General features: G+C 64.6%; 24 protein-coding genes. 8 read left to right on the top strand and 16 right to left on the bottom strand.

The genetic code is table 11. The features are described 5' to 3' along the window. Positions 1-96: 96 nt before the first annotated feature. Positions 97-963: an RNA polymerase sigma factor RpoH gene (gene rpoH, locus A3840_RS13410; RefSeq protein WP_067457647.1), complete on the bottom strand. Its 867-nt coding sequence runs from the start codon at positions 961-963 to the stop codon at positions 97-99. Positions 964-1,291: 328 nt separating this feature from the next. Next, on the bottom strand, positions 1,292-2,323 hold the full coding sequence (locus A3840_RS13405; protein ID WP_067457644.1) for an RluA family pseudouridine synthase: 1,032 nt from the start codon (positions 2,321-2,323) through the stop codon (positions 1,292-1,294). Here A3840_RS13405 and A3840_RS13400 point away from each other — a divergent pair. Further along, positions 2,322-2,669, top strand: coding sequence for a DUF6476 family protein (locus tag A3840_RS13400; RefSeq protein WP_067457642.1), 348 nt, complete (start codon positions 2,322-2,324; stop codon positions 2,667-2,669). The genes A3840_RS13405 and A3840_RS13400 overlap by 2 nt on opposite strands. 426 nt (positions 2,670-3,095) lie before the next feature. On the opposite strand, the gene A3840_RS13395 is transcribed toward A3840_RS13400, so the two are convergent. After that, on the bottom strand, positions 3,096-4,265 hold the full coding sequence (locus A3840_RS13395) for a coiled-coil domain-containing protein (RefSeq protein ID WP_067457639.1): 1,170 nt from the start codon (positions 4,263-4,265) through the stop codon (positions 3,096-3,098). A gap of 172 nt (positions 4,266-4,437) precedes the next feature. Continuing rightward, entirely contained in the window at positions 4,438-5,007 is a 570-nt protein-coding gene (locus A3840_RS13390) for a DUF1134 domain-containing protein (RefSeq protein WP_067457636.1), read from the bottom strand. A gap of 122 nt (positions 5,008-5,129) precedes the next feature. On the opposite strand from A3840_RS13390, the gene A3840_RS13385 reads away from it, so the two are divergent. The 3 genes from A3840_RS13385 (at position 5,130) to A3840_RS13375 (ending at position 6,798) form a co-directional block, all read left to right on the top strand. Next, the gene (locus A3840_RS13385) at positions 5,130-5,597 is read left to right on the top strand and encodes a YHS domain-containing (seleno)protein (protein ID WP_067457634.1); all 468 of its coding nucleotides are present in this window, start codon (positions 5,130-5,132) and stop codon (positions 5,595-5,597) included. A 75-nt stretch (positions 5,598-5,672) separates the two neighbouring features. Further along, positions 5,673-6,353, top strand: coding sequence for a histidine phosphotransferase ChpT (gene chpT / locus A3840_RS13380; RefSeq protein WP_067457694.1), 681 nt, complete (start codon positions 5,673-5,675; stop codon positions 6,351-6,353). 73 nt (positions 6,354-6,426) lie between these two features. After that, the gene (locus tag A3840_RS13375) at positions 6,427-6,798 is read left to right on the top strand and encodes a response regulator (protein ID WP_067457631.1); all 372 of its coding nucleotides are present in this window, start codon (positions 6,427-6,429) and stop codon (positions 6,796-6,798) included. A 157-nt stretch (positions 6,799-6,955) separates the two neighbouring features. On the opposite strand, the gene A3840_RS13370 is transcribed toward A3840_RS13375, so the two are convergent. The 3 genes from A3840_RS13370 to ctrA form a co-directional block, all read right to left on the bottom strand. Continuing rightward, on the bottom strand, positions 6,956-8,218 hold the full coding sequence (locus tag A3840_RS13370; RefSeq protein ID WP_067457691.1) for an RNA polymerase sigma factor: 1,263 nt from the start codon (positions 8,216-8,218) through the stop codon (positions 6,956-6,958). Positions 8,219-8,322: 104 nt separating this feature from the next. Continuing rightward, complete coding sequence (locus tag A3840_RS13365; protein ID WP_067457629.1) at positions 8,323-9,186, bottom strand: alpha/beta fold hydrolase; 864 nt, start codon at positions 9,184-9,186, stop codon at positions 8,323-8,325. Between the two features lie 181 nt (positions 9,187-9,367). After that, positions 9,368-10,075 carry a response regulator transcription factor CtrA gene (gene ctrA, locus A3840_RS13360; RefSeq protein WP_067457628.1) on the bottom strand — a complete coding sequence of 236 codons (708 nt, stop codon included), beginning with the start codon at positions 10,073-10,075 and terminating at the stop codon, positions 9,368-9,370. A gap of 453 nt (positions 10,076-10,528) precedes the next feature. Between ctrA and fliI the strand changes: the two genes are divergently transcribed. Both fliI and fliJ read left to right on the top strand, forming a co-directional pair. Further along, positions 10,529-11,857, top strand: coding sequence for a flagellar protein export ATPase FliI (fliI, locus tag A3840_RS13355; protein ID WP_067457627.1), 1,329 nt, complete (start codon positions 10,529-10,531; stop codon positions 11,855-11,857). 63 nt (positions 11,858-11,920) lie between these two features. Beyond that, positions 11,921-12,334, top strand: coding sequence for a flagellar export protein FliJ (gene fliJ, locus A3840_RS13350; RefSeq protein WP_067457626.1), 414 nt, complete (start codon positions 11,921-11,923; stop codon positions 12,332-12,334). Positions 12,335-12,400: 66 nt separating this feature from the next. Here the strand turns inward: fliJ and A3840_RS13345 are convergent, their stop codons facing one another. Both A3840_RS13345 and A3840_RS13340 read right to left on the bottom strand, forming a co-directional pair. Further along, positions 12,401-13,105: a PRC-barrel domain-containing protein gene (locus A3840_RS13345; protein ID WP_067457625.1), complete on the bottom strand. Its 705-nt coding sequence runs from the start codon at positions 13,103-13,105 to the stop codon at positions 12,401-12,403. 162 nt (positions 13,106-13,267) lie between these two features. Further along, positions 13,268-13,729, bottom strand: coding sequence for a GNAT family N-acetyltransferase (locus A3840_RS13340; protein ID WP_205633384.1), 462 nt, complete (start codon positions 13,727-13,729; stop codon positions 13,268-13,270). A gap of 119 nt (positions 13,730-13,848) precedes the next feature. Between A3840_RS13340 and A3840_RS13335 the strand changes: the two genes are divergently transcribed. Next, positions 13,849-14,046 (top strand): DUF2934 domain-containing protein, encoded by a 198-nt coding sequence (locus A3840_RS13335; RefSeq protein ID WP_067457623.1) that lies wholly within the window; start codon positions 13,849-13,851, stop codon positions 14,044-14,046. A 207-nt stretch (positions 14,047-14,253) separates the two neighbouring features. Here A3840_RS13335 and flhA read toward each other — a convergent pair whose 3' ends face one another. The 6 genes from flhA to fliF form a co-directional block, all read right to left on the bottom strand. After that, positions 14,254-16,398 carry a flagellar biosynthesis protein FlhA gene (gene flhA, locus A3840_RS13325; protein ID WP_067457615.1) on the bottom strand — a complete coding sequence of 715 codons (2,145 nt, stop codon included), beginning with the start codon at positions 16,396-16,398 and terminating at the stop codon, positions 14,254-14,256. A 226-nt stretch (positions 16,399-16,624) separates the two neighbouring features. Continuing rightward, the gene (flbD, locus tag A3840_RS13320) at positions 16,625-17,992 is read right to left on the bottom strand and encodes a sigma-54-dependent transcriptional regulator FlbD (RefSeq protein ID WP_067457612.1); all 1,368 of its coding nucleotides are present in this window, start codon (positions 17,990-17,992) and stop codon (positions 16,625-16,627) included. Between the two features lie 11 nt (positions 17,993-18,003). Next, positions 18,004-18,294: a flagellar motor switch protein FliN gene (gene fliN / locus A3840_RS13315; protein ID WP_245676621.1), complete on the bottom strand. Its 291-nt coding sequence runs from the start codon at positions 18,292-18,294 to the stop codon at positions 18,004-18,006. A 50-nt stretch (positions 18,295-18,344) separates the two neighbouring features. Further along, positions 18,345-19,019, bottom strand: coding sequence for a FliH/SctL family protein (locus A3840_RS13310; RefSeq protein ID WP_067457607.1), 675 nt, complete (start codon positions 19,017-19,019; stop codon positions 18,345-18,347). A gap of 4 nt (positions 19,020-19,023) precedes the next feature. After that, positions 19,024-20,106, bottom strand: coding sequence for a flagellar motor switch protein FliG (gene fliG, locus A3840_RS13305; RefSeq protein ID WP_067457604.1), 1,083 nt, complete (start codon positions 20,104-20,106; stop codon positions 19,024-19,026). A gap of 5 nt (positions 20,107-20,111) precedes the next feature. After that, positions 20,112-21,749 carry a flagellar basal-body MS-ring/collar protein FliF gene (fliF, locus tag A3840_RS13300; RefSeq protein WP_067457602.1) on the bottom strand — a complete coding sequence of 546 codons (1,638 nt, stop codon included), beginning with the start codon at positions 21,747-21,749 and terminating at the stop codon, positions 20,112-20,114. A 204-nt stretch (positions 21,750-21,953) separates the two neighbouring features. Between fliF and A3840_RS13295 the strand changes: the two genes are divergently transcribed. After that, positions 21,954-22,574, top strand: coding sequence for a glutathione S-transferase family protein (locus A3840_RS13295; protein ID WP_067457599.1), 621 nt, complete (start codon positions 21,954-21,956; stop codon positions 22,572-22,574). A 430-nt stretch (positions 22,575-23,004) separates the two neighbouring features. Here A3840_RS13295 and sciP read toward each other — a convergent pair whose 3' ends face one another. Next, positions 23,005-23,283 carry a CtrA inhibitor SciP gene (gene sciP / locus A3840_RS13290; RefSeq protein ID WP_035085775.1) on the bottom strand — a complete coding sequence of 93 codons (279 nt, stop codon included), beginning with the start codon at positions 23,281-23,283 and terminating at the stop codon, positions 23,005-23,007. Between the last annotated feature and the right edge of the window lie 293 nt (positions 23,284-23,576).

Raw genomic sequence — 23,576 nt, 5'->3', positions numbered from 1 at the left:
GACATGAATCCCGGCCGGCCCGGATGACATCGGGCAGGCCAAACAAAAAACGCCCCGGCCGGTGGCCGGGGCGTCATATGCGGTGCAATCGGAGCTTTACGCGCCGGCGGCCTGGCGCACGGCGTCCTGGACCTTTTCGAAGGCGCGGACCTCGATCTGGCGGATGCGCTCGCGGCTGACATCGTATTGCTGGGCCAATTCCTCGAGCGTGGAGGGGTTGTCCTGCAGGCGCCGAGCCTGGAAAATGGCGCGCTCGCGCTCGTTGAGCACGTCCATCGCCGAGTTCAGCATGCCCATGCGCTCGTCGAATTCCTCCGTCTCGCCCAAGGTGGTTTCCTGGTCGGGCGTGTCGTCGACCAGCCAATCCTGCCATTCCGATGAGCCTTCATCGGCCCGCATGGGCGAATTGAGCGAGGCATCGCCGGACAGGCGCGAATTCATCGACACCACGTCTTCCTCGGTGACGTTGAGGGTGGTGGCGATCTGCTTGATCTGGTCGGGATGGAGCGAACCGTCATCCAGGGCGGCGATCTGCCCCTTCACCTTGCGCAGGTTGAAGAACAGGCGCTTCTGGGCGGCGGTGGTGCCGATCTTGACCAGGCTCCAGGAGCGCAGGACATATTCCTGAATGGCGGCGCGGATCCACCACATGGCGTAGGTCGCCAGGCGGAAGCCCTTTTCGGGCTCGAAGCGCTTGACGGCATGCATCAGGCCCACATTGCCTTCCGAGATGACCTCGGAAATGGGCAGGCCATAGCCGCGATAACCCATGGCGATCTTGGCGACCAGGCGCAGGTGGCTGGTGATCAGCTTCTGCGCCGCGCCGGGATCGGCATGTTCCTTGTAGCGTTTGGCCAGCATGTATTCTTCATCCGGCTCCAGCATGGGGAACTTGCGGATTTCCTGAAGATACCGGCTGAGGCCCCCTTCGGACGAGAGGACTGGCAGATTGGACTGGGCCATGGACGCCCCCCCTTTCACTATCCCCCGCTGCGTGCGGGCGGAAAATCGGCCAAGGTCCCTTAGGCACATTGGCTGACATGAGGATTATATAGGTTGCACTTTGTCGAATTTAAGAGGCCGGGACCCCAAGAAACGTTACAAATTGGATAGGGTTCCAAACCGGCTCGACGTCTTTCATCGGCATAATACGATAAAAGGCCGGAAGGTTCAAACACGTCTGTGTGAGAGGCCGCTTCTTTCCCTGATAGCCGTCATTGCCCGGCCTGTCCGGGCAGTTCACGGAGGATTTGGATCACCGGGGCAAGCCCGGTGATGACGACCCCGGATATTACGAGCGCGCGACCGACCGGTCATAACTTTCGAGCGCGTCTTCGAGTTCCTGCAAGTCGTCCGGCAATGGTGCCTCGAACAGCATTTCCTCCCCGGTCTGGGGGTGCTCGAAGCCGAGTTCGGCAGCGTGCAGGGCCTGGCGACCGAGATTGCGGATGATGTTGGCCAGGGGCTCGGGCAGCTTGTTGACTTTGGTGGCGAAGCCGGGCGCATAGAGCAGGTCCGAGACCAGGGGATGGCCGATATGGGCCATGTGGACGCGGATCTGGTGGGTGCGGCCGGTCTCGAGCTGGCATTGGATGCGGGTGATGTCCCAGCCATCGCCGCCGAACCGGGCCTCGACGGCATAATGGGTGATCGCCTCGCGGCCGGATTTCAGCACCGCCTGTTTCAGCCGATTGCCGGGATCGCGACCCAGCGGGGCATCGACAGTGCCCATGCCCGATTGGGTGGCGCCCCAGGCATAGGCGATATAGGCGCGATGCAGGGGGCCTGTGCGGCCATGATCGGCAAATTGCTCGGAGAGATGCTTGTGCGCCTTTTCCGTCTTGGCCGCGACCATGACGCCGGACGTGTCCTTGTCGAGCCGATGCACGATGCCGGGGCGCTTGACCCCGCCTATGCCCTTGAGGCTGTCGCCGCAATGATGGATCAGCGCATTGACCAGCGTGCCCGAGGGCGAGCCGGGCGCGGGATGCACCACCATGCCCACGGGCTTGTTGATGACGATGAGGTGATCGTCCTCATAGAGGATGTCGAGCGGGATATCTTCCGGCTGCGGTTCGGGATCTTCGGGGGGCGGGGCCACAAGCACGATTGTCTCGCCGCCCTTCAATCGGTATTTGGGTTCACCAATCGGCTTGCCGTCCACGCTGACGGCGCCCGCCAGGATCAGGTCCTTGATGCGGTTGCGGCTCAGCGCCTGCTGGGCTCCGGCCAGCACGGCATCGAGCCGCCCGCCGGCCATGGACTGGTCGACCGCAAACGCAATGGGTTCGCCCTCAACCTCGAAATCGGTGTCATCCGCCATGAGCAATCCTGATCAGAACCAGAACCAAGCCGCCGACACCGAATTGTCGCCGGAAGCATTGGCCATGCTGGGAAAAGCCCGCCGGTCGTTCGCCGTCTCGATGGGCATCTTGTTGCTGGGCTTTATGGCGATTGGCTTCGCGCTTGTCTATCGCGTCATGCGCGACAGCCCGCCGCCGGCCGTGGCCGAGACCGTATCGATCCCGGCCGGGGCCGAGGTGCTCTCGGCGATCAACAGCGATGGAACGGTGCAGGTCACCCACCAGCTCGGCGGCGCGGTGACGCTCTCGATCTTCGACGCGGGCAGCGGCGAATTGCTGCGCAGCGTGCGCATAGCGGCGGAATAGGTTTTGCCGATCGCCGTGCCTCCACGAACACGGCTCTGTCCTCGGGTCAGACCCGAGGGCCGAACTGCGTGGGGATAGATCGTTTCACGTTTTAACGGACACATTTCTATCGCTCTCTCCCTCTTCAGTGGGGGAAGCATAAAGAGCCACGATCTAACCCAATCTGGATCGTCACCCCCGGGCTTGACCCGAGGGTTCTTTGTTTTTGGGTGCATGGCAAACGCCCTCGGGTCGGGCCCAAGGGTGACGAGCGGTGGGTGGGGTAGTTCAGTCATCCACTGATGGCCCCCTCCCTCAAGCCTCCTCTTAAGGATGAGGTCCGATATCGCCTCCATCGTTATCACCGGGGCTTGTCCCGGGGATCCATCTTCCGTGGCGGACGATCCGGGCGAGTGAACAAGCGAGAAGAATGCCGTAGAGAGAGGCCTACCGCCCCTGGATTTCCCGGAGGGCCGCCAGGCGGTCGGTCACCGAGCCGCGCTGGCTTTCGCCGGGATTGGGCAGCAGGTCCTGGCTTTCCCCGTCATCGGCAAAGCGCTGGACGCGGTCGAACAGGCTTTCCTCGGGAAAGGCATTGGCGGGGGCGTCATTGTCCACGGCATAGACCAGGCGGCTGACGCTGGCGGCGATGTCGTTGAGCTTTTCGCGCAGGAAGGCTTCCTCGAAGCGCTCGGTTTCCCAATCGGCCATGATATTGGCCTCGACATCGCTGACCTTGTTGCGGAGCTTTTCGAGCTCGTCTTCCATGGAAAGCTTGTCGGCCAGCAATTGCTCGGCGCGGCCCTCGCTGCGGGCAACGGTCTGGCTGGTTTCGGCCAGCAGCGCATTGAGCCGGTTTTCGGCACTGGCGATACGGGCCTCGGCGACGACCAGTTCTTCTGCATTGGCCTCCCGCTCGGCATCGCGGCCGGACAGGGCTTCGCGCATCTGCGCAATGGCGGCGCTGGTCTCGGCGCTGCGGCGATCGGATTTTTCGAGCCGCGCGATCAGGCTGTGGGCCTGCTCTTCCAGAAAGGCGGCGCGCTTGCGCTCGATGGCGAGGGCGGTGGTGAGCCGTTCGACATCGTCATTATAGCTGCCCGAAAGCGCCAGGCCGTCGATCTCGGTGGCCGAGGGCAGGCCGCCGCGCAGCGAATGGCGCAGGGTCTCGATCTCGCCCGACCGGGTCTCGAGCTCCCGGTCGCGCATGCGCAAGCGCTGGGCCAGGTCGGCGCCTTCCTTTTCCAGCTCCAGCACCCGGGCGCGCAGATCGGCCTCGCGGGCCTCGAGTTCGCGCACGATTTCGAGATGCTTTTCCCGCTCGGCCTTGAGCGCGCCGAGATCGGTGCGCTTCTGGTTGACGTCGCTGAGCTGTTCGGCCAGCCGCTTGCGCAGGGCCTCGACATTCATTTCCAGCCGGCGGGTGGACAGGGCGAATTCGGCCCGGAGCTGATCCTTGTCGGCGCGGAACTCGGCCATGGTGATCGGGGTGGCAGCCTCGATGCGGCGCTTGGTCAGCCTTACGGCGCGTTTCCACACGGCGGGCATGATGACGAGCGCGATCAATCCTGCCGCCAGCAGGCCGAGCGCGAAATACATGATGTTCTCGATCAGCATCGAACATCTCTCCGGCGGCCGGACCGCCCGTCAGTCTCAGCGACTATCTGGCAGCAAAGGCCCGGCAAGGCCATCTTTGGTCCTCGTTAACCCTAACGGGTTTGTCCGGTTCCGTCACGACAAAGCCGGGGCTTGCGGCCCCGGCTTTAGCGGATGTGATCGACGCTGTGGATCAGAACGGATTCCAGGTCGGCTGATTGGTGAAGTTGAGGTAGCCCACATTGATGCCCAGTCGGGCGCCGACGCCGGAGCGGATGGGCACCACCACCACATTGCCGCGCTTGGTCACGGTCATGCCGAAGCCACCCAGCACATAGGCCGAGCCATCGACGCCGGGATAGCGGCCCAGGATTTCCTCGATGGTGGAGAGATTATAGACCAGCATCATCACCTTGGAGCCGTCGCCGCCGACGTCGAAGCCGATGGAGGGGCCCTGCCAGAAGATCGAATATTGGCCGGCATTGCGGGTATAGAGGGTGCCTTCGCCATATTTGGCGCCGATTATCAATGCGCCGCCGGCCTCCTCGCCCAGGATATAGCCATTGGGCAGGCCGAACTGGCTGACCGCGCGCTCGACAAGGGAGGCGAGCCCCTGCGCCGCGGAGCCGAAGAATTGCTGGCCGCTCTCGACCAGTTCGTCGCCCGAAAAGGTGTCGCTGAGCGAGCCCTGGGCGAAGGCGGGGCCGACCGGCATGGCCAGAGCCGCGAGAAATGCTGCGAGCAGGGCTAGTCGCTTGAACATGTTCGATCTCCCTCGGATCACGCTTTTACGAAGACCTTAAGGTCTGATGCGTCAGAATTGGGACGCCAGCGCGCCGATCATTCGGATTGATGATGAAGCAAATCTCTAAACAAATCTTAACCATGATCGCCCTTGTTCTGCCGCTTTTCGGGCTCTTTCCGGCCATGGTGCAGCAGAGCGCGGCGCAATCGCTGGCCAGTTATGTCCTCACCGATCCCCTGACCGGCTATGCCCTGGGTGGCATGGACCCGGTCTCCTATTTCACCGAGGCCGCGCCGGCGCCGGGGCGGCCGGGGCTGGAGCTGGAATGGATGGGCGCGCCCTGGATTTTCGCCAATGAGGCCAATCGGGATGTGTTCCGACGGGCGCCGGAAATCTACGCGCCCCAATATGGCGGCCACGGCGCCATGAGCATGTCGCGCGGCTTCGTCTCGGATGCCGATCCGGCGATTTACGTGCTCTACAAGCAGCGGCTGTTCCTGTTCTATTCGGCCTCCAACCGCGAGGCGTTCCTGCTGGCGCCCGATGCGGCGGCGCTGCGCGGGGCCGAGCATTGGCAGGTTCTGTCCAAAAGCCTGTCGATCAGGTAGTGCGCCCGGGCAAGCCGCTTTAATGTCCCAATATTGATTCGAGCCGCCCGCCGGCGCCCTATGGAGAAAAGCACCATGGCAGACATTATCGAGCTCAAGGCAACGGACCTCGCCGCCATGCTGTGCTCCCGGGTCTGCCACGACCTCATCAATCCCATCGGCGCCATCGGCAACGGGCTCGAAGTGCTGTCCGACCCGGCCCAGGGGGAAATGGCCGAGGGCGCGCGCGACCTGATCGCCAGCGCCGCCAAGCAGAGCCGCGCCAAGCTCGAATTCGCCCGCCTGGCCTATGGGGCCTCCTCCACCGCCGGCACCGATATCGATACGCGCGAATGCGAGCGGGTGGCGCGCATCCTGTTCGAGATCGAAAAGGCCGATCTCGAATGGAACGTGCCGCTGATCCTCCTGCCCAAGCACAAGGCCAAGCTGTTCATGAACATGCTGCTGATCGCGGCCGGCTCGGTGCCGCGCGGTGGGCAGGTCAGGGCCTCGATCACCGGCCCCGCGGGCGCGGAGAAGTTCGAATTCACCTCGAAAAGCGATCCGGAAAAGCGGCAGAAGACGCTGGTGCCCTCCGGGTCGGCGGGCCTGCTCTCGGGCATGCCGGAAGAAGGCTCGGTCGATGCGCGGGGCATCCAGCCCTTCTATACCGGGCTTCTGGCGCGCATGACCGACATGGAGCTCAATATCGGGCTGGAGAACGAGATGTTCTTCTTCACCGCCATTCCCCAGGCCAAGGCCGAGGCGGCCGAATAGGCGTCCCGCGCTAACCATTCACCAAGGATTGCCGCGCATATTCGGCTTGATGTCCGGATATGCGGGGTGTTCCATGCGCACGTGCCTCATCGTCGATGATTCAAGCGTCGTGCGCAAAGTCGCCCGCCGGATACTGGAAGATCTCGACTACAGCGTGGACGAAGCCGAGGATGGCCAGGAAGCCATCGACAAGTGCCGCCAGCAGATGCCGGACACGATCCTGCTCGATTGGAACATGCCGATCATGAGCGGGTTGGAATTCCTCAAATTGCTGCGGGCCTATGTCGGCGGCGAGAAGCCGCGCGTCATCTATTGCACGGTCGAGAACGATATCGGCGCCATCGCCCTGGCGCTCAAGGCCGGGGCCGACGATTACATGATGAAGCCCTTCGACCGGGCCATCCTGGAAGCCAAGTTCGACCTGGCGGAGAACGCGGCGGCGTAGGCGAAAGCGCTCATCTGTGCGCTAACCCACCCGTAGACCTCATCCTGAGCCTGTCGAAGGACGAGGTCGTGGCAGTGTCGGTGTGCCCGACCTCGTGGTTCGACAAGCTCACCATGAGGTCTTCCGGAGCGATGGCGTCTGGACAGAATGGCACGCCCTAAACCTCCTCCGCCGCCCGCCCCAGCAGGAATGCCTTTTCCCGCTCGTTCCGCGTCAGTTCCGCCGCTTTCCTGAAGTCGAGATTGGCTTCGCTATGGCGGCCGAGCTTGCGCAAGAGGTCGCCGCGCACGCCGTAGAGCAGGTGATAATTCTGCATCAGCGGGGCCTCGCGCAGGGCGTCGACCAGAGGCAGGGCGGCCGCCGGACCCTGGGCCATGGAAATGGCGACGGCGCGGTTGAGCTCGATGACGGGGGAGGGCGTCACCTGGTTGAGCAGGTCGTAGAGCGCCGCGATCTGGCTCCAATCGGTATCGTCGGCCTTGCGGGCCCGGGCGTGGCAGGCGGCGATGGCGGCCTGGAGCGTATAGGGCCCGGTCACGCCGCCCAGCCGCTGGGCCCGGGCCAGGCCGTCGAGACCGCGCCGGATCATCAATTGGTCCCAGAGGGCGCGGTTCTGGTCGGGCAGCAGCACCGGCTCGCCCTTGCCATTGGTGCGGGCCGCGGCGCGGGAATGCTGGAGTTCCATCAGCGCCAGGAGGCCATGAACCTCCGGTTCCTCGGGCATGAGCCCGGCCAGGATGCGGCCCAGCCGCATGGCTTCCTCGCAGAGCTGGGGGCGCATCCAGTCCTGCCCGGCCGTGGCGGAATAGCCTTCGTTGAAGATGAGATAGAGCACGCCCAGCACCGAGGCGACGCGCTCCTCGCGCTCGGCGCCGCGCGGCACTTCGAACGGAACGCCGGCATCGGCGATGGTGCGTTTGGCGCGCACGATGCGCTGGCCGATCGTGGTGTCGCTGGCGAGGAAGGCCCGGGCGATTTCCTCGGTGGTCAGCCCGCCGATCAGCCGCAGGGTCAGCGCCACCCGGCTTTCGGGCGGCAGGACGGGATGGCAGGAGGTGAAGATCAGGCGCAGGAGGTCGTCGCCCACATCGTCGTCCAACTGGTCATGGAGGGCGGTTTCGGTGTCAGGCACCTCGTCCTCCAGGATGCGGCCGACTTCCTCCAGCTTGCCGGCCGCCATCTTGCGGTGCCGGAAATAGTCGATGGCCTTGCGCTTGCCCGCCTGCATCAGCCAGGCGCCGGGATTGCGCGGCACCCCGCTTTCCGGCCAGGCGCGCAGCGCTGCCATCAGGGCTTCCTGCGCCAGTTCCTCGGCCAGCGAGATATCGCGGACCATGCGCGTAAGGCCGGCGATGACGCGGGCCTGCTCGACGCGCCAGACCGTATTGATGGCGCGGTCGGTCTCTCTGCGGTCGCTCATGATGCGCATCCTCCCGATGCCGATTCAGGCTGCAGAGCATCTATGCTGGCTCCCGATCGTCAAGAGGGCGCGGGAGCCGATCCTGCCGGCTCCCGGGGGGTGGGTCACTGGTCGAACATGCCCTTGGGCGTTTCGCCGGCAAGGAAGGGCTCGATGAAGCCCAGCAGCAGGTCGACCTGGCCGATCACCGCCGTATGGGAGGTGGCCGGCAGCACGGCGAGGCGCGAGGCGGACAGGGGCACGCCCATATCGCCCATTTCGCCGCCGCCCAGCAGGCGGAACAAGGCCACATTGTGCTCGAGCGTGGATACGTCGGCGTCCCCGGCGATGATCAGGATCGGGGTTTCCAGCGCCTTGACGTCGTCTTCCCAGGCCATGGGCTCATGCTCGAGCGCGATCAGCTTTTCGGCAAAGGGGCGGAAGCCTTCGGGATCGGGCGCGAACTTCTTCCATTCCTCTTCCATGGGGCCGCCCACGAACATGTCGGGGTTCATGGTGGGGATCATGGCGGTGAAGGCCGGCTGCCAGCCGGAGGCGTCATAGGCCACCGAGGCAGCGACCAATTGGTCGACCTTTTCGGGATGGCGGATGGCCAATTGCAGGCCGGTGGCCGCGCCCATGGAATAGCCGAAGATGTCGGCCTTCTCGAGGCCGACGGCATCCATGAAGGCGGCGACGTCGTCGGCCAGGTTCGGATAGGTGATGGGCCGGTCGATATCGTTGGTGCGGCCATGGCCCTGCAATTCGAGCGCATAGACCGTGTGGGTCTCGGCCAGGCGCGGGATGATCTCGCCCATGGTGGGGATGTTCATATAGGCGCCGTGCAGGACCACGATCGGGTCGCCCTCCCCGGTGACCTCGTAATAGATCTTCATGCCGTTGACGTCGGCGTAATCGCCGTCCGGGGCGGTCTGGGCCAGGGCGGGGCCGGCGAGAAAAGTGCTGAGGACGAGAAGCGTGCGGAACATGGGTCAACTCCCTTGGATGGCGCGCCGCTTTCGGCGCATTCACCAGGACGACGAGCCGTCCGCGCGGGCTTCGACATGGATAGGGAAGATTTTTTGGATGCGGCGCTGACGCTTCGAGGGGCCCTAAAACGAAAACCCCGCGCTTGCGGCGCGGGGCTGGAAATCGTCGGGCGAGAGCGGCTTAGGCGACGTTCTCGTTATAGACTTCGCTATCGTCGGGCTCGCGCAGCACATAGCCGCGACCCCAGACGGTCTCGATGTAATTCTTGCCACCGGTGGCGACCGAGAGCTTCTTGCGGAGCTTGCAGATGAAGACGTCGATGATCTTCAGTTCCGGCTCGTCCATGCCGCCATAGAGGTGGTTGAGGAACATTTCCTTGGTGAGGGTCGTGCCCTTGCGCAGCGAGAGCAGTTCCAGCATCTGGTATTCCTTGCCGGTCAGATGCACACGCTGGCTCTGAACCTCGACGGTCTTGGTGTCGAGGTTGACCATGAGATCGCCGGTGGAAATGACCGATTGGGCGTGCCCCTTCGACCGGCGGACGATGGCGTGGATGCGGGCCACGAGTTCGTCCTTGTGGAAGGGCTTGGTCATGTAATCGTCGGCACCGAAGCCCAAGCCGCGCACCTTGTCCTCGATGCCGGCCAGGCCGGAGAGGATCAGGATCGGCGTCTGTACCTTGGCGACGCGGAGCGTGCGGAGCACTTCATATCCGCTCATGTCGGGCAGGTTCAGGTCCAGAAGGATGATGTCGTAATCGTAGAGCTTGCCGAGATCCACGCCTTCCTCACCCAGATCGGTGGTGTAGACGTTGAAGCTCTCGGACTTCAGCATCAGCTCGATGCTCTGCGCCGTGGCGCTGTCGTCCTCAATAAGGAGTACCCGCATTATAATCCCCTTGTCATTCGTTCCTGCTGGAACCTGCGGGAGGTTGGGCCATACTGCCCGTCCCGCTCCAACCCTACTGGATATGACTGAAGCCTAAGCGCAACTAGTTAACAAAGTTTAATTCTGATCCGCAATACGCAAACGGCGGTAAGGTGAATTTATCTTAACTTGTTGAAAAATCTATATAAATGCCCTGAAAATTTCTTAAGGTAAAACATTAAGAAGCCGTTTCAAGCGACTCTTGGGACTCAAGCAATTGTGGCATTTGGGGGGGGGTTCGCCACATATGTGGCACAAGGCGCATTTCGCCAATTCTCCATCCCAATAAAGCTTTCCGGTTAACGATCGGTTACATTCCGATTCGCGGAACGATCCGATTCGAGCCCCCACGGAAACCATAATCATGGCGACGAAGGGGCAGGCCTGGATATCCATCATGAATGCCGGACGACCATGAAAGCGCTGATCTCGGCCATCGACGCCATCGAGGAAGTGGAAGTGTTCGGACGGGTCAAATCCGTCCAGGGCCTGCTGATCGAGGTCATCGGGCCGGTGCGCGAGCTGCGCGTGGGCGGCCGGGTGGTCATCGAGGCCAGCGATGGCGAGCATCTGGACGCCGAGATCATCGGGTTTCGCGACGGGCATGCGCTCTGCCTGCCCTTCGGGGAATTGCGCGGCGTGCGGCTGGGCTGCAAGGCGGTGTTCCGCCGCCATGACGGGTCGGTCTATCCGTCCGAGGCCTGGCTGGGCCGCGTGGTCAATGCCAATGGCGAGCCCATCGACGGCAAGGGGCCGTTGGCGCGGGGCGCGGTTTCCTATCCCTTGCGGCAATCCCCGCTCGCCGCTCATGACCGCACGCGGGTGGGCGAGCCGGTGGATTTGGGGGTTCGATGCCTCAATACCTTCACTACCATGTGCGAGGGCCAGCGCATGGGCATCTTTGCCGGTTCCGGCGTCGGCAAGTCGGTGCTGATGTCCATGCTGGCGCGCAATACCGATGTCGATGTCTCGGTCATCGGGCTGATCGGCGAGCGCGGGCGCGAGGTGCATGAATTCATCCAGGAATATCTGGGCGAGGAGGGGCTGAAGCGGGCCGTGGTGGTGGTGGCGACCTCGGACGAGGCCGCGCTGATGCGGCGGCAGGCCTGCTACATCTCGATGGCGCTGAGCGAATATTTCCGCGACCAGGGCCAGCGCGTCCTCTGCATGATGGACAGCCTCACCCGGTTCGCCATGGCGCAGCGCGAGATCGGCCTGGCCATCGGCGAGCCGCCGACCGCCAAGGGCTATCCCCCCACCGTGTTCACGGAATTGCCACGATTATTGGAACGCGCCGGCCCTGGTAAACCGAACTCGGGCTCCATTACCGGTCTATTTACCGTTTTGGTGGAAGGTGATGATCACAATGAGCCCATTGCGGACGCCGTGCGCGGCATTCTCGACGGGCACATCGTGATGGAGCGCGGCATTGCCGAGCGGGGACGCTACCCGGCCGTCAATGTGCTCCGGTCCATCTCGCGGACCATGCCAGGATGCGTGCCGGAAGAGGTCCGGCCGGTCCTGTCGCGGGCGCGGGAACTCATGTCCATCTTTTCGGACATGGAGGAGCTGATCCGGCTGGGGGCTTACCGGAAAGGGTCAGATCCGAACGTGGACCGCGCAATCGCCATCCATCCGCAACTGGAGGCCTTTCTGGGCCAGGGGCGGGAGGAGGTGACGACGGTGCAGGAGGGCTATGCCGCCCTCGCCGAAATCGTCGCCCGGGCGGATGCGGGGGCCTAGCGGGGTGGCGCCTGTCGTGCGGGGCCGCACCGGAGCTGACTTGGTGTGTAAGGAGTACAGGTCGTGAAATCGCGCAGCGAGAGCCTTATCCGGCTCAAGAAGTTCCAGGTGGACGAAAAGCGCCGGCAAGTCGCGCAGATCGAGATGATGATCGCCGATTTCGAGCGCATGGCGTCCGAGCTCGACCAGCAGATCGAGATCGAGCATACCAAGACCGGCATCAACGATGTCGCCCATTTCGCCTATTCCACCTTTGCCAAGGCGGCGCTGACCCGCCGCGACAATCTCCTGGCATCGGCCAATGACATGAAGAGCAAGCTGGAAGCGGCGCAGGATGCGCTGGCCGAAGCGCTCGAAGACCTGAAGAAGGTCGAATTGCTCGACCAGCGCGAACATCAGCGCGAGCGGGACGAGCAGAACAAGATCGAACAGGCCGAATATGACGAAGTGGCCCGGCTGCGCTTCCGGCGCCAATAGGCTGACCAATCACGCATGGAAAAAGGCCCGCCGGAGCGGGCCTTTCGCATTCGGGCCGGGTGCCGATTATTGCGGCACGGCCGGAGCGGCCGGGGCGGCGGGATCAGCCGGGGCCATGCCGTCAGCCGGCATGGTGTCGACGGCCGGAGCGTTCGGGTCTTCCCAGACGAATTCAGGCGCCGCTTCAAGAGCCTCGGCGGTCGTGGGCAGGACCCAGCGCCAGGTATTGTCGGTCGCCATGCTGTGCTCGAGCGACAGGAAGTCGACGGCGACGTTCTTTTCACCGATGCCCAGGAAGCCACCCACACCGATCACCACGGCGTTGATGTCGCCATCGGCGGTGATGACCAGGTCGTTGACCGTGCCGATTTCCTCGGCGTCGTCACCGGTGCTCGAATAGACCGGGGCGCCCAGAAGCTGGGTGACGATCACGTCATCGGCGCCGATCGTGTAGCCGGCCGAGATATCCCAGGGCTCGCGAGCGGTCTCGGTCACCATGGCGCCGTCAGCCGGGGCGGGCGTGGCAGCGGGGTCAGCCGGGGCCGCGGGATCAGCCGGAGCCATGGAATCGGCCGGCGCAGCGGGGTCGGCCGGAGCGGCCGGATCAGCCGGGGCGGCAGGGTCAGCGGGAGCAGCCGGATCGGCAGGGGCCATGGTGTCGGTCTGCGTGCTGTCTGCCGGAGCGGCCGGATCGGTCGTGGTGGTCTGCGCGATCGCGGCGGTGCTGAGGACCAGGGCGATGGCCGAGGTAGTCAGAAGGGTGCGGATCATTGTAGGCTCCATTGGTTCATCGTTGCGGTGAACAGGGCCGTGCGGTGCAAAACTTGCCGGTCGCGCACCGTGCGGCCCATTCATGGCTGGTCAACGCAGCGAACCGGCCAGCCGTTCCGCAGCTTTTTTCCCTTCCGCTTCGGGAACCGATCCGGCGGAGGCTCAATCCACCAGGATTGCGCCGGCCTTGTCGTAGTCGCGCATGGCGCGGTGCGGCATGCCGCCATCGATGATTTCGGGGCCGAAGGCGACGAAGCCCAGCGCCTGGTAAAAGCCCAGCTTGTCCGATTGCGCCGTGAGGTAGAAGCGATCCCGTCCCCGCGCGCGGGCATGGTCCATGGCCGCGGCGATGAGTTTTTTACCGATGCCGCGGCCGCGATAATGCAGGCGGGTGGCGACGCGGCCGATCTTGCAATGCTCATCCATCTCGATCAGGCGCAGGGTCGCCACCACTTCACCATCGGCGATGGCGACGAAATGGATCGCGGTCAGGTCGTATTGGTCGTGCTCCTCTTCCTCGGGCACGTTCTGCTCCCAGACGAAGACTTCGCGCCGCAGGGCGAAGGCGGCGTTGCAGAGGGTGGAAAAGACGGGGACGGGGAGGATGACGATATCGGACATTATTCCATGTTAGGGCCAGTCGAACGGCGCGGCAATCACCGGGCCGGCCGTGCTCACAAAGACGCGGAGCGCGCAACCGGGGCGCGGCTGGCACGTTGTGCCGGAACAAGGAGGAGCACGCCATGCATCATCATCCCGACGAACAGAAAATCCGCGACCGGGCCTTCCAGCTCTGGGACCAGGCCGGCCAGCCGGACGGGCAGGAACAGGAATTCTGGTTCCAGGCCGAACGCGAACTCTCCGAAGAGGACGATTTCGACAGCTCCGCCCAGGGCGCCGAAATCGACGAACCGCCCGTGGTCCCGGGCCGGCTGAGCTAGGCCGGAAAGTGGAAACGCCGCCGGAATGGCGGCGTTTTTTGTGTGGGGCGCAGGGCTGGGCGAAAAGCGAACTCCCGAAGACCTCATGGTGAGCCTGTCGAACCACGAGGTCGGGGACGCCGGCACTGCCACGACCTCGCCCTTCGACAGGCTCAGAATGAGGTCTACTGATGGGGAGAGGCCTGCGAAGGCTCAGCTTGAGCCCCCCTAAACGCTGCCCACCGTTTTCAGGCGTACGCGGGGATGGACCTCGTTCTGGCTCATGATCACGGTCTGGGGGCGGAAGCGCTCGACGATGGAGCGGACATGGGGGCGGATGGAGGGCGAGGTGATGAGCACTGGAATTTCGCCCTGCCGGGCCGCGTTCTCATAGGCGTTCTGCACCGCCCCGATGAATTGCTGCAATTTGCTGGGCGCCATGGCCAGGTGCCGCTCCTCGCCGGTGCCGGCCATGGCCTCGGCGAAGTCGCGCTCCCATTGCGGCGACAGGGTGAGCAGCGGCAGATTGCCGTCGGGCCCCAGATTGGCGGCGCAGAGCTGGCGGCCCAGGCGCGAGCGCACATGCTCGGTAATGGTCTGCACCGAGCGGCCATTGCCGGCGATCTCGGCCACGGCCTCGAGAATGGAGGAGAGGTCGCGGATGGAGATGCGCTCGGTCAGCAGCGCCTGCAGCACCCGCTGCAGGCCGGACACGGTGATCATCCCGGGCACGATATCTTCCACCAGCTTCTGCTGCTCCTTGGGCAGGCCCGAGAGCAGCGATTGCACATTGGCGTAGCTCAACAGGTCCGCGACATTGGCCTTGAGGATTTCGGTCAGATGCGTGGAAATCACCGTTGACGGATCGATGATGGAGAGGCCGCGCAATTCGGCCTCGTCGCGCAAGGCCGGCTCGATCCAGGTGGCGGGCAGGCCGAAGGTCGGCTCGGTGGTGTGGTTGCCCGGCAGGTCGATCTGGTTGCCATAGGGGTCCATGACCATGAGCTGGTTGGCAAAGATCTGCCCGGCGCCGGCTTCCACTTCCTTGATGCGGACCTTGTAGTCGTTGGGCTCCAATTGCATGTTGTCGAGAATGCGCACCGGCGGCATGACGAAGCCCAGCTCCAGCGCCAGCTGGCGGCGCAGGGCCTTGATCTGTTCGGTCAGCCGGTCGGTGCCGGTCTCGTCTTCCTTGACCAGGGTGAGCAGGCCATAGCCCAGTTCCAGCTTGAGATCGTCGATCTTGAGCGCGTCGGTGATCGGCGGCTCGGCGGGTTGGGCCGCGGCGCCGGGTGCGCCCATGGGGCCGGCGGCCGCCTTGGCCAGGGCCTCGGCCGCTTCGATTTCCAGGCGGGCCTGTTTGCTTTTGGTGGCGCGGAAGGCGGCATAGCCCACGCCGGCGGCCAGGGCCAGGAAGGGCACGACCGGCATGCCGGGCAGGAGCGCCAGGGCCGCCATCACCGCGGCGGACATGCCCAAAGCGCGCGGATAGCCGGCGAACTGGCCGGAGAGCGCCTTGTCGGCGGCGCCGGTGACGCCGGATTTGGAGACCAGGATGCCGGCGGCGGTGGAGACGATCAGCGCCGGAATCTGGCTGGTCAGGCCGTCGCCGATGGTCAGCAGCGTATAGACGCTGCCCGCCTCCTGGAAGGAAAGCCCTTCCTGGAGCATGCCGATCAGCATGCCGGCGGCGATGTTGATGAAGGTGATGATGAGGCCGGCAATGGCGTCGCCGCGCACGAATTTGCTGGCGCCGTCCATGTTACCAAAAAAGGCGCTTTCCCCTTCGAGCTCGGCGCGGCGCTTCTTGGCGGTGTCCTCGTCGATCAGGCCGGCGGAGAGATCGGCGTCGATAGCCATCTGCTTGCCGGGCATGGCATCGAGGCTGAAGCGGGCGGCGACTTCGGCGATACGGCCCGAACCCTTGGTGATGACGATGAAGTTCACGATCATCAGGATGAGGAAGATCACCGTACCGATGACGAAATTGCCGCGGGTGACGAAATTGCCGAAAGCCTCGATGACATGGCCGGCCGCCGCCGTGCCGTTATGGCCATCCGAGAGAATGAGGCGCGTGGTTGCCAGACTGAGGCCCAGCCGCAGCATGGTTGCGATCAGCAGCACGGTGGGAAAGGCGGAGAATTCCAGCGGCTTCTGGATGAACAGGGCCGTCATCAGGATCATGACCGAGAAGACGATGGAAATCGCCAGCAGCATGTCCACCAGGAGCGGCGGCATGGGCACGATGAGGATGACGATCAGCCCCATCACGCCGGCGGCGAGCGCGATATCGCCCGAACGCAGCATGTCGAGAATGCTGGTCACCGAAGGCAGGGCAAAGCCGGGGCGGGGGGACGAGGGGATATCGGTCATGCGAAGGTCCCGCACGATGTGGTGCGTTTGATGAGATCCCCCTCACCGACTCGGCTGCGCCGAGCCACCTCTCCCCGATGGGGAGAGGAATAAGAGGCGAGCGCCGAACCATTCTTCTCCCCATCGGGGAGAAGGTGGCCCGAAGGGCCGGATGAGGGGGTCTTACCTCCCCCAAAGCGAGAGGTAAGAGCAAGCCGAACGCTCATCATCCCTGGCTGCGCCATTGCTAAGCCACCACCCGCTTTTCCCCCGGCTCGGGCACCATCACGCCTTCGTCGGCATATTGGTTGAGCTTGTTCCGGAGGGTGCGGATGGAGATGCCGAGGATGTTGGCGGCGTGTGTGCGGTTGCCGAAAGTGTGGTCGAGCGTGTCGAGGATCAGGTCGCGCTCGACATCGGCCACGGTGCGGCCGACCAGGGCGCGGTTCATCGCCTCGGCGGTCTGGGCGGCCATGGCGGCGGGCGAGCTGGCGCGGGCGGCTTCGGAGAGACCCATGCCGTCGGGCAGCACGATGGCTTCGGGCTCGATCGTATCGCCCGAGGAGAGCAGCACGGCGCGGTGCAGGGTATTTTCCAGCTCGCGCACATTGCCCGGCCAGGGGGCCTTTACCAAAGCGTCGCGGGCCGCCGGGGAGAGGGCGCGCGGCGGGATGCCGTTGGCCTTGGCATATTTGGCCACGAAATGCTCGGAAAGCGCGACGATGTCGCCGGGGCGATCGCGCAGAGCGGGGAGCTTGAGATTGACCACGTTGAGGCGGAACAGCAGGTCCTCGCGGAAGGAGCCTTCGCGCACGGCCTCGTTGAGATTGCGGTTGGAGGTGGCGAGGATGCGGATATCGACCGGCACCGGCTTGGTGCCGCCGACCCGGTCGATCACCCGTTCCTGGATGGCGCGCAGCAGCTTGGCCTGCAGGCGCACATCCATCTCGCTGATTTCATCGAGCAGCAGCGTGCCGCCCGAGGCTTCCTCGAACTTGCCGATGCGGCGGGCCACGGCGCCGGTAAAGGCGCCCTTCTCGTGGCCGAACAATTCGCTCTCCAGCAGCGCCTCGGGAATGGCGGCGCAATTGACCGAGATGAAGGGGCGGTTGGCGCGCTTGCTCCGGGCATGGACATATTTGGCCACGACTTCCTTGCCGGTGCCGCTTTCGCCGGTGATGAGGATCGAGGCCTCGGACGGCGCGATCTGCTCGGCCATACGCACGACGCGCTCCATGGCGGGGTCACGATAGAGGAAATCCGAGCTTTCCCGGGCCACGGCGGCGATGACGGCGGCGATCAGCTCGGCATCGGGGGGCAGGGGGATATATTCCTTGGCGCCGGCGCGGATGGCGTTGACGGCGGCGGCGGCATTGGTTTCCACCCCGCAGGCCACGACGGGGATGGCGATGCGCTCGGCCTCGAGCCCGGCGATCAGCCCGGCAATGTCCATCATCACGTCCACCAGCAGCAGGTCGGCGCCCTTGCCGGCGCGCAGGGCGGCGAGGCCGATCTCGATGGAGGGGGCATGGGCAACCTTGGCGCCGCCATCCATGGCCATCTTGGTCGCGGTCGAGAGCTGGCCTTCCAGGGCGCCGATGATGAGAAGACGCATGTTCTGCTCCCTTACTGGGGCTTGATGATTTCGGTCATGGTGACGCCGAGCCGGTTTTCCACCAGCACGATTTCGCCACGGGCGACCAGGCGGTCATTGATGAAGATTTCCACGGCCTCGCCCACCTGCCGGTCGAGCTCGATCACCGCGCCGGTATCGAGCTTGAGCAGCGAGGAGACCGGCATCTTGGTGCGGCCGAGCACCACCGAGACGCGGACGGGAACATCGAACACGGCTTCGAGATCGGCGGCGCTGCGCTCCAGGTGCAGCTCGCCCGCATCGTCGCGGTCGCCGGGTTCCATGGCGTCCAGGGACAGGCCCTCGGCGGCGGTGACGTCGTTTTCGGGATCGGTCATTCACCGTTCTCCTCATGATCGGCGCGGATGGATGCGGCCAGGTAGGAAGCGATCTGTCGGTCGATCTCGCCGGCGGTTTCGGCAATGTCGCGGACGACGCCGCCATCCACCCATTCCAGCCGGCCATCGCCCAGGCGGATATCGGGATCGCCCATCACCACCAGCCGTCCGGAAAAGCCGGAATGGGCCATTTGGGCAATGGCATTGTCGCGGATCGCGTCGGCCAGGTCGGGGTGGCAGCGGATCACCAGATGCGGCACGCCGCCCAGGCTGGCCAGGCATTCGGCGATCAGGGCTTCGAGCTCGGCCTGGGGGTGGCGGGCCACCAGGTGCAGGGCCAGCTTGCGGCCGACGCTCAGCGCCAGCTCGACCGCCTCGCGGCGATGCTCGCCCATGGCGCGGTCGAGCGCGGCGACCATGGGCGCGGTCTGGGTGGCCAGCGCGCCGGCGGCGGCGGCGATGGTCTGGGCGGCCATGTCGGCAGCATTGCGCTCCCCGGCGGCCAGGCCTTCGGCATAGGCCTCCTGGCGGGCGGCGGCGAGCAATTGGGCCACCACGTCCTCGGGAATGGTGGGCACGGGCGGGGGCGGGGGCGGCGCCTTGGCGGCCCGGCGCACGGCGCCGCCGGGTTCGAGATCCAGATCGAAGGTGAAGCGGGCGAGCTGGGCCATGGCGTCAGGCGATCATCTGGTCGTCGGAATTGGTCTTGAGGATGACGATGTCGCCCTTGGCGGCCAGGTCCTTGGCGATGCCGACCATGCGGGTCTGGGCCTCGTCCACGTCCTTGAGCCGCACCGGGCCCATGTCGTTCATGTCGTCCTGCAGTAGCTTGGCGGCGCGGCCCGACATGTTCTTGAAGAAGCTTTCCTTGACGTTCTCGTTGGCGCCCTTGAGCGCCAGGGCCAGCTCGCGCTTGTCGAGCCGGGAGAGCAGGGTCTGGATCGAGGACATTTCGAGCCGCGCCAGATCCTCGAAGGTGAACATGAGCTGCTTGATGCGCTCGGCGTCGTCGCGGTTGATTTCTTCCAGATTGGTGATGAAGCGCGCTTCGGTCTGGCGGTCGAAGGCGTTGAAGATTTCGGCCATCTGCTCGTGGCTGTCGCGGCGCTTGGTGTGGTTGAGCGTCGACATGAATTCGGTCCGGAGGGTCATCTCGATCTTTTCGAGAATTTCCTTCTGCACCGGGTCGAGCCCCAGCATGCGCTGCACCACGTCCATGGCCAGTTCCTCGGGCAGGACGGCCAGCACCTTGGAGGCATGTTCGGTGGCGATCTTGGACAGCACCACCGCGATGGTCTGGGGATATTCGTTCTTGAGATAGGCGGCGAGCACGTCGGCCTGCACGTTGGAGAGCTTCTCCCACATGTTGCGGCCGGCCGGTCCGCGGATTTCCTCCATGATGGCGTCGACGCGGTCCTGCGGCAGGAAGGAGAGCAGCAGGCGTTCGGTCGAGTCGGTATTGCCCGAGAGCGAGCCATTGGAGGAAATGGTGGTGACGAACTCGATCATCAGGTCGTCGAGCATTTCCTGGGTGATGGGACCCAGCCGGGCCATGGCGCGCGAGAGCTGGCGGATTTCGAGCTCGTCGAGCTCGTCGAAAATGGGCTTGCCGTAATCGGGGCCCAGGGCCAGCAGCAGGGCGGCGGCCTTCTCGTCGCCCCTCAGCACGCGGTTTTCCCCGCCTACCTGCAATTGGTTGGCGACATTGCCGGGCTTTGCCGGGTCTTCTGCGAGGGCGGATTGGGAAACCAGGGCCATGATCGTTACGCCGCGCTACCCAGCCAGTCGCGCACGATGAGCGCGGCCTGCTTGGGATTTTCCTCGACCAGCGTGCCGACCGTCTTGAGGGTCTGGAGCTGGGTTTCGCCCATGGATTTGGCATTGGCCACCCAGGCGGGCGTCTTGTCCCGGGGCAGGTCGTCCTGCTGCGCTTCGGGGGCCACCGAGCCGTCGGCCAAGAGCATGCCGTGCTGGCCCAGTTCGGCGGCGGGGGGCAGGGCCAGGGGCTGGGTCTCGGGCGTCAGCACCTTCTTGAGCAGCGGCCGCATGACGAAGAAGACCAGGGCCAGCGCGATCAGCAGGGTGACGGCCATTTCGGCGCCGTTCATCAGGTCGTCGCGGGTGAAGTCGAGCAGGCCCGCCGATTGGTCGGTGCCGGGCGCCAGCAATTCGGGCCGCTCGGCGAATTGCATGTTGATGACCTCGATGCTGTCGCCGCGCTCGGCCGAATAGCCGGCGGCGGAGCGCACCAGGGTCAGCAATTGGGCGATCTCGTCGGCGCTGCGCGGGGTATAGGTCACGTTGCCGGCGCCATCGTCGGCATAGGTGCCGTCGACCACCACCGCCACCGAGAGCCGCTTGATGGCGCCCGCTTCGGTCACGGCGGTCTGGGTGGTCCTGGAAATCTCGTAATTGACGATTTCCTCGGCCGAAGTGCCCTGTTCGGACAGGCCCTGGCTGGCGGCGGCGTCGCTGGCGCCGGGCAATTCGTTGGCCACGGTCACCTGGCCGCTGGTGCCGCCGGAGAGGTTCTCGCTTTCCCGGGTCTGGGTGGAGCGAACCACCTGGCTTTCGGGGTCGAAGATTTCCTGGGTGGTGGTGGAGCGGTTGAGGTCCAGCTCGGCGGCGACCTCGACGCGGGCCCGCCCGGCGCCGACCACATTGGCCAGCATGTCCTCGATGCGGGTGCGCATGCGGTTCTCGATGCCCAGGCGTCGCTCGTCGCTCTGGGCCGAGAGCAGGCCGGCCTCGTCCTCGCCGGAGCCGGAGGCCAGGAGGTTCCCCTGGTCGTCGACGATGGAGACGCGGCCGGGCGTCAGCCCCTCGATGGCGGAGGCCACCATGTGCTGGATGGCGCGGATTTCCCCGCCCGACAGGGCGCCGCGCACCGAGAGCACGATGGAAGCGGAGGGGTCCTTGCGCTCGCGGCGGAACAATTCGCGCTCGGGCAGGACCAGATGCACCCGCGCCCCCTTGATGCGGTTGAGCGAGGCGATGGTGCGCGCCAGCTCGCCCTCGAGCGCGCGGACATTGTTGATGTTCTGCACGAAGCTGGTGGCGCCCAGGGTCGATTGCTGGTCGAAGATTTCGTAGCCGACCTGGCCGCGCAGCGGCAGGCCCTGGCCGGCCAGGGTCATGCGCGTGGTGGTGATCTGGTCGCGCGGGATCAGGATGGTGTCGCCTTCGCCGCGCAATTCATAGGCGATGTTGAGCGTCTGCAATTCGGTGAGGATGGCGGAGCTGTCTTCCAGGCTCAGGCCCGAATAGAGCGGGGCCATCTGCGGGGTCTGCGCCCGCATGATGAGAAAGCCGAAGAAACCGAGCATGAGCACGGCCACGATGGCCATGGCCCCGAGGCGCGGCATGCCGATCCGGTTAATGAGGTTGGTCAGACTTTCCACGCCACCACTCTGGATTCAAACCCTCGCGCTGCCGGGAAACGGCGCACCGTTCCCAACGACCTTCAGGCGACTCATTGCGGTCGTGGAGCCCCCAGACCGATGGGCAAAAATTACCTAGCGGATGGTAAACAAGTTATTAACCGGCTGTTCCGATTTGCGAAATCAGGCAAGAATTGCCCGGTTCGACAACATGAGGCGAGTCGCATGGTACGGGTTCTGGGGCGGGTGACGTCCATCAATGTGCGCAAGGTGCTCTGGGCGCTGGACGTCATCGGCGAGGGCTATGAGCGCGAGGATTGGGGCCTGCCGCTGCGCGATCCCAACGTGCCCGAATTCCTGGCGCTCAATCCCAATGGGCAGGTGCCGGTGCTGATCGAGGATGACGGCTTCTCGCTCTGGGAGAGCAATGCCATCCTGCTCTATCTGGCGCGCACCCGCGGCGCGCTGCTGCCGGCGGACGATCATGCCGCCGGCAAGGCCCTGCAATGGCTGAGCTGGCAGGCGAGCGAGCTGACCGCGCAATGGGGCTATGCGGTCTTTGCGCTGCTGCGCAAGGCCGAGGGGTTCGACGACCCGGCCCGGATCGCCGAGTCCCTGGCGCGTTGGACGGCCAAGATGGATATTCTGGAGGCCGAGCTCGCCAAGGGCCGGCCCTTCATCGCCGGTGAGGCGCTGTCCATCGCCGATGTCGCGCTGGGCCTGTGCTGCCACCGCTGGTTCATGACGCCGTTCGAGCGCAAGAGCCTGCCGGCCGTGGAAGATTATTACCGCCGGCTCCGGGCGACCGCGCCGGGCGCGCAGTGGATGCCGCAGGATTATGGGTGAGATCGGGTGGGCTTTCCGCGCGCCTGTAGCTTTCGACTGACACCACAGTAGACCTCATCCTGAGCCTGTCGAAGGGCGAGGTCGTGGCACCCCGCTTTCAGCATGCCCGACCTCGTGGTTCGACAGGCTCACCATGAGGTCTTCTAGATGATTTCACACCAACTTTGCTGCTGCTCCCTCACCATCGTCACCACCGGGCTTGTCCCGGTGGTCCATGCTCGCAGCAAGATGGATTGCCGGGACAAGCCCGGCAATGACGACAAAATTGGGTGAGAGCGGCCTCAGTTCGGTCAATGCGTGAAATGCACTATAGGGCCAGCAGACAGGGGGTTTCCGAATGCGGGAATGCCCCGGCTATCGCCAAAAACTAAACCCGCCGGATTGCTCCGACGGGTTGAACGTGCTGCCAATGGTGTGGCCAGCGGAGGGCTCAGCCCTCGCGGTAATGCTGGATCCATGTGGTTCGCAGACCGGCAAGGCCATGTTTGTCGATGGCGGCTTGCCAGTTCAGGAATTCATCGACACTGAGCGTATAACGCTCGCAGGCTTCTTCAAGGCTGAGGAGGCCCCCGCGCACGGCGGCAACGACTTCGGCCTTGCGGCGGATCACCCACCGTCTCGTATTGGCTGGCGGAAGATCCGCTATCGTAAGCGGACTACCATCCGGGCCGATTACGTACTTTACGCGCGGACGCATTTGTACGGTCATTTTACTCTCTACTCAAACCTGACCATATGAAGGCAGAGTAGAGGAACGGCCTTAAAATACCCCTAAGGGGAAACTTACAACAGGTTAAGAAAGCGCAGGCGTTTCAACTGCTTCGGCACAGGCCCGGTTGGCCCGGGCCAAGGCGCTGTCCCCGGGCGGCATGGTGGGCGGGGCAATCAAGACGCCAGAGGCCCATCCCGCAAGGGCGCGCTCTGCGCTTGCGGAGGATATGCCCCCAACCTCCACCCCCACGGTTCGTCACCCTCGGGCTTGTGTGGAGGAAGTGTGGTTTA

The sequence above is a fragment of the Devosia elaeis genome, from assembly GCF_001650025.1.
GTDB lineage: Bacteria > Pseudomonadota > Alphaproteobacteria > Rhizobiales > Devosiaceae > Devosia > Devosia elaeis.
This window is presented reverse-complemented; position numbering and strand designations above follow the sequence as displayed.